Source organism: Colwellia sp. BRX10-4, assembly GCF_014077465.1.
Taxonomy (GTDB): domain Bacteria; phylum Pseudomonadota; class Gammaproteobacteria; order Enterobacterales; family Alteromonadaceae; genus Colwellia_A.
In genome coordinates this window covers 1-5,430 of record NZ_JACGVZ010000049.1, presented here as the reverse complement: position 1 = coordinate 5,430, position 5,430 = coordinate 1, and the positions used below count along the sequence as shown (strand labels likewise).

Below are 5,430 nucleotides of genomic sequence, written 5' to 3'. Positions count from 1 at the left end.
GATCGGTATGTCGTAGTGTTCAAAACATAACAAGAATTTCAAGCGGGACAAAATAAAGTTGGCTGTTTTGTTCACTCCGTTCACTTATTTTAGCCAACGTTATTTTGCCCCTTAAATGGGCGTTATGTTTTCTATCTACTATGTCGCATTAAAAGGAGTTAAAAATGAATTTTAAATTAATCTTAGCAATCTCTGTTTTACTTATATCTGGCTGTAAGGCTACAAATGAGCTTGAGCCTGTTTCAAAAGTTAAGCCCGGAGTTGCTAAAGAAGGATCGCTTGCAAATCAAAAATTAATATCAGATGCGACAGCGAGTTTAGAAAAAATAGTCGGAGACTCCATTAATGACTCTGGTACTGAAATTTTAAAGTTTGTAATTCAACAACCTGTTGGAGAAGTTGGCTCCCGTTCATGGAGAGAGATGTGGATTGTAAAATCACCCAATAATGGCATTCAGTTTTTAATAACATTTAAAGAAGCTGGCACTGGTGCAGCAGACTTTGAAATAAAACAAATGGGTAAAAAGTCTTAAAAACATAACAAGCTGTTCAAGCGGGACAAAAAACAGTTTGCTGTTTCGTCCCTCAACATTTTAGCAAACAATTTTTTGCCCCTTAACAGGGCGTTATAACCTTGGAGTAACCTCAAATTAATTTATCAAAAATCGGCGTTTGGGGAGCTGGGTTCATAATTGTAGGAGTAATATTATTTACTTTCGGATTTCCTGTATCTTTACTAGATGAAATAGAAACAAACAATATTGGCTATTTTCAAAAAGAAAATGACAAATATGGGGTTCAACTCGAACTATCGCCATTAGAAAATGAATTCTATATTGTTGCTGAGTTTGACGGGAAAACAAGAAATGACGGCTTAGATAGTATCAGTATTTTATTAAACAACGAATTAGGTGAAACTGAGAGATTAAAATTAACATCTAGTCGCTCAAGTACTAATGGGGCTATAAATTCTGGATGGTATGGTAAAAAGGTTATCATTGGATATTTTAATATAGATAGTAAAGCCAACTATCAATTACTTATAGATAAAGTGAATACCAAAGGCACCATAGATAATTTAGTTTTATCCATACATGCAAATTCGAATCGATTCTACGAAGGCTTTTTAATAATTTCAAGTATTGTCTTGTTTCTTTCTGGCCTTCTATTAGTTGGTATAGATATATTCAAATACGGTTATAACAAGCTGTTCAAGCGGGACAAATAACAGTTGGCTAGTTCCGCTTCGCTTCACATTTTAGCCAACTACAATTTGCCCCTTAACAGGGCGTTATGTGTAAATGATATTTTGGAGTCAATTTGCTTAAAGTAAATTCATCGATGTTTGTGCACTTATTAGCATTGAATTCTTTTTTGCTAGTTTCTTATATGTTTCTACAGAATATAATTTACGGAGAGCAAGTTTCATCAATTGAACTCAATATATTGGAAATAATTTTAATCTCAGTATGTCTTCCTTCCTTTTTTATCTTTTGGGCTTGGATGCTTTCTGACTTCTTTAGAAATAAAACAAGTTCAAAAGCAGTATTATGGGGTTGGTCATTAATTATGGCAGGGCCTGTTGCAGTGTTTCCTTATTTTATTTTATATTGGCGTAAGCGAAGTAGAGTTTACACATAACAAGCCACTCAAGCAGGACAAATAACAGTTGGCTTTGTTCGCTTCGCTCTCTATTATAGCCAACTATCATTTGCCTCTTAGTGGGGCGTTATATGGCAAGAAATATGTTTGGCACTTCAACTGTACTTTTAGGCTCAGAAACTGATGACAAGCTATTCGAGGCACTTAAAATTGTCTTGGCTAGCTTTGGTGCAACAGTTAAAGAGAAGAATTATAACGTCGTAGGTTCTCAGGAAATATTGGTTTGGGAAGCAAATATCAATTCTAAAAAAATTAAGATATATTCCGAAACCTATGAAGGTTTATCAATCAAAGGTTCAACTGAATTGGTAAACGAAATTCAGGCAAAATTGGCTAAGCAAGTTGCCATATAACAAGCAATTCAACAGGACTAAAAACAGCGGGCTGTTCGCTTCGCTCCATTTTAGCCCACAATTTTTAGCCCGTTAATTGGGCGTTATATACCTAAGGAAACTTATGAGTTCAGGTGTCCAATTAACAGAAGCTGAGTTGCTTGAGCTTTATGGATTTATGGAAAAAGCTAACGAGCTATTCCATCAACCAATGAACTACTCTGATTCTGATAAAGTCGCAAAATTCGGGCAGGAAAATTACCCGTTAATCCGAAAGTATTATTACGATGTTTTATGGGATAAATTACCGGATAAAGTAAAAGAAAACATACTTAACGAGTAAACGGTATATAACAAGTCATTAAAGCAGGAAAATTTACAGTTGGCTGTTTTCACTGCGTTCAACATTTTAGCCAACTATAAATTTCCTCTTAATGAGGCGTTAGGTATACATGATAACTCGGCGAATATATCAATTTTTAGCTGTTGCTCCATTAGTGATTATGGTTATAGCTTTTATATTTCGTGCAACGCTTTATTGGACTTTTTCTGTTGCTGACGGAGAGCCTAAAGGTGGTGGTGACGTCATAGAAATAATTTTGTTTTTGTTGTTACTTGGAACCTGTTTTTTATCTATTTTATATGCAGGTTTAATAGCTGTTATACCTAAGTTAAGAAATGGCTCATATTCCCTTAACTTATTAATAATCAGTGTGTTTGTACCTTTATTATTTTGGTTCATACATCCTCTGATTCCAAGATTGGTGTAAAGTATACCTAACAAGAAATTAAACAAGGACAAAAAACAGTTGGCTTTTTGTTCACTACGTTCACTTATTTTAGCCAACAATTTTTTGCCTGTTAATTAGGCGTTATAACGAATAAGAGGCTTATGGAGAAAATCGTTGCAGAAGTTATAAATTCAGACCTATATCACTCAAAAAATGTTGCTAGTGAGGCTAACACCTTGCATGTTGAATATAATAGTAAATCGATAAAAATCGAGGAGCTATTGCCAATTTATCTGGGGCGAGCTAAGCACTTGGAAAAGTTTAATTCTAAACATGCAAATGATCTTCTGAAGTCCACGAATGAATTCTGCTCCAATATGAAATTAACCTCAAAGAGCATTTGTAACTTCTACAGGTTTAAGGGCTCTGAACATCATATGTATTTGGTAGTGGCAGTGCCTGATAGCTTAGAGCTACTTGGGTGCTTAAGAACCGTCGATAAGAGAAATGTAAGCACGGAAGAATGGGATTACCTTTGGAGTAACTCGTTATAACAAGACGTTCAAACGGACAAAAAACAGTTGGCTGTTTCACTCCGTTCACATTATAGCCAACAATTTTTTGCCGCTTAACGTGGCGTTAGCAATACCTTAAGGACTGAGTATGAAATTGCCAAAATTCCCATGGAAAATGTCTAGCTTTCTTCTAGTTTTATTTTTGTTACTAGAGCCAGAGTTTATAGCTATTGCTGTGCTATTGGATGGTATTGGTTTAGAATTTTTTGTTTTGCTTCTGGAAGTTCAGGCAATGGCTGTATGTGGCTATTATTTTCAAACTTATCTTAAACCGATAGTTAAACCAATTTATAAGTTAATTCAAAAGTTAGATCCGTATTTTTTTATACCAACTAAATCCGCTATAGTTCAATATCCAATTGTATTTGTTCATGCAATCCCAGGGTTTATTATGTTTTCAATCGGCATGCTATTTGTTAAATTCGATTCTCTATCGGTGTAGGGTATTGCTAACAAGTTGCTTAAACGGACAAAAAACAGTTGGCTTTTTGCTCGTTCCTCGCTTATTTTAGCCAACAATTTTATTGCCGCTTAGCAAAGCGTTAGGTGCATAAGGATGTACTGTGATTAACTGGATAGTATCCGAACTTAATGAACAAGGTGAAAGCTGGTATTTCCCTTCGTTTGAAATCCAAGAGTATCTTCTGCCAATAATAAATGTAGGCGTTGAAAGAATAGATGAGTATGGCAGTACAGAATATTCTATTGAGGATTGCCGTAGATTAAAATATGTAATTGTTTTTGCACTTGAAACGCTTGCTATTACTCAAAAAAGTGAAATTAGGTATGAAACTATTCACGATGATCTTGTTCCATTAAATAAGCAGGAAATTATAGATACACTCGAATCTCTATTGGATGCGAGTAAACTATCGGTTAAATTACAAAGCGAGCTGATATTTATGGGTGATTAATGCACCTAACAAGCTATTCAAGTGGGACAAATAACAGTTGGCTAGTTCCGCTCCGCTACACATTTTAGCCAACTACAATTTGCCCCTTAATAGGGCGTTAGGTTTCTATTTATGAATTATCGTTTATTACTGATTATTGCTCTGTCTAGTCTTGCTGGATGCGCTGCGATTGAAAGTCAGCCTGAAGGTGCTCGAGATTTCCAAGTTATTTCATTTTTACAAGGAAAAATGACTGAGAGAGATGGAGAGTGGATCATCTATGAATATGGTGAAGATCTATCATTCGAAGAAAATGGAGAATGCGTATTCAATCGTAAAGCCTCTCCATGTATGTGGCACGGCTACATATTAAAGTATGAATCACATGGAAAGGAGGTTAATTTAGAGTGCCGAGGGTTTCAGAATATTCCAGCAAATTTTGGGAATCCGAACGAACTAATCGAAGAGAACTCTCAAGAGTTCGAGTATGTCATCCCATTAAAAGGCAAGGAAAGTACCTTTATCAATCCACAATACGTAACTGGTGCCTTTCAAGAAAATATTATCAAATCAGCCACTATATGTTTTGTAGGTGACAAACCGGTATTGAGGTTCAAACAAATAACTCGGTTTAATCATCGTGCCGTCAAAACCTAACAAGTTGCTCAAGCATCGTTCCGGCCAAAAAACGGCCTCCACTGGACGCGCTAACGCGCGCCGCTTAGCAAGGCGTTATATTTTATATCGAGGATAGGGTTTGAATCTAAAGTTGCAGAGAGTTGCTTTCGTTGTTAGTTTTTGTGTGGTCACATCTCTATTTTTTATAGAAACACTTACTGGTTCGCCTGCAATTTTATTTATATTATGCATTTTGATATTTGGCAGTATTCACTTTTTCTCAATGCTTAGTGAGGCGGCAAAGAATCGGCAATATTTTTGGGTTGTCGTAATGTTCGTTTCAATTTTTTTGGGGAGTTTTATGTACTATTTATTCATCTACCCTAAAGTGGAAAATAAAATATAACAAGCCATTCAAGCAGGACAAATAACAGTTGGCTATTTGCTCCTTCGTCGCTTATTTTAGCCAACTATTATTTGCCTCTTAATGGGGCGTTAGGCATATAGGAGTTTCATCTTGTTTCGAATACTTAGTTTAGTTTTAATCGGGGCGCTGTCTGGGTGTGCTAGTACAAAAGATGCAGAGAAAGTATCTGAATATATTTCACCAATTCAAGCA

7 protein-coding genes are annotated in these 5,430 nt (G+C 35.7%); 6 read left to right on the top strand and 1 reads right to left on the bottom strand.

The features are described from left to right. Nucleotides 1-164: 164 nt before the first annotated feature. From H4J67_RS19290 to H4J67_RS19280, 3 genes are all read left to right on the top strand, one after another. A complete protein-coding gene (locus H4J67_RS19290) occupies nt 165-533 on the top strand; it encodes a hypothetical protein (protein ID WP_182204730.1) in 369 nt (122 codons plus the stop codon). A 1,200-nt stretch (nt 534-1,733) separates the two neighbouring features. Then, nucleotides 1,734-2,015: a hypothetical protein gene (locus H4J67_RS19285; RefSeq protein ID WP_182172789.1), complete on the top strand. Its 282-nt coding sequence runs from the start codon at nt 1,734-1,736 to the stop codon at nt 2,013-2,015. A 103-nt stretch (nt 2,016-2,118) separates the two neighbouring features. Further along, on the top strand, nt 2,119-2,337 hold the full coding sequence (locus H4J67_RS19280; protein ID WP_182176811.1) for a hypothetical protein: 219 nt from the start codon (nt 2,119-2,121) through the stop codon (nt 2,335-2,337). Between the two features lie 192 nt (nt 2,338-2,529). Here the strand turns inward: H4J67_RS19280 and H4J67_RS19275 are convergent, their stop codons facing one another. Beyond that, nucleotides 2,530-2,844, bottom strand: a complete 315-nt coding sequence (locus H4J67_RS19275; RefSeq protein WP_182204728.1) for a hypothetical protein — start codon at nt 2,842-2,844, stop codon at nt 2,530-2,532. Nucleotides 2,845-3,388: 544 nt separating this feature from the next. On the opposite strand from H4J67_RS19275, the gene H4J67_RS19270 reads away from it, so the two are divergent. The 3 genes from H4J67_RS19270 (at nt 3,389) to H4J67_RS19260 (ending at nt 4,850) form a co-directional block, all read left to right on the top strand. Continuing rightward, nucleotides 3,389-3,742 (top strand): hypothetical protein, encoded by a 354-nt coding sequence (locus H4J67_RS19270; RefSeq protein WP_182204727.1) that lies wholly within the window; start codon nt 3,389-3,391, stop codon nt 3,740-3,742. Nucleotides 3,743-3,863: 121 nt separating this feature from the next. Then, on the top strand, nt 3,864-4,214 hold the full coding sequence (locus tag H4J67_RS19265; RefSeq protein WP_182204725.1) for a hypothetical protein: 351 nt from the start codon (nt 3,864-3,866) through the stop codon (nt 4,212-4,214). Nucleotides 4,215-4,325: 111 nt separating this feature from the next. Next, nucleotides 4,326-4,850, top strand: a complete 525-nt coding sequence (locus H4J67_RS19260; protein ID WP_182204724.1) for a hypothetical protein — start codon at nt 4,326-4,328, stop codon at nt 4,848-4,850. The last annotated feature ends 580 nt before the right edge of the window (nt 4,851-5,430 follow it).

What these genes read in the sequence shown, in the direction of transcription:
- H4J67_RS19290 (WP_182204730.1), top strand. Translation starts at nt 165, where the DNA reads ATGAATTTTAAATTAATCTTAGCAATCTCTGTTTTACTTATATCTGGC.
- H4J67_RS19285 (WP_182172789.1), top strand. Translation starts at nt 1,734, where the DNA reads ATGGCAAGAAATATGTTTGGCACTTCAACTGTACTTTTAGGCTCAGAA.
- H4J67_RS19280 (WP_182176811.1), top strand. Translation starts at nt 2,119, where the DNA reads ATGAGTTCAGGTGTCCAATTAACAGAAGCTGAGTTGCTTGAGCTTTAT.
- H4J67_RS19270 (WP_182204727.1), top strand. Translation starts at nt 3,389, where the DNA reads ATGAAATTGCCAAAATTCCCATGGAAAATGTCTAGCTTTCTTCTAGTT.
- H4J67_RS19260 (WP_182204724.1), top strand. Translation starts at nt 4,326, where the DNA reads ATGAATTATCGTTTATTACTGATTATTGCTCTGTCTAGTCTTGCTGGA.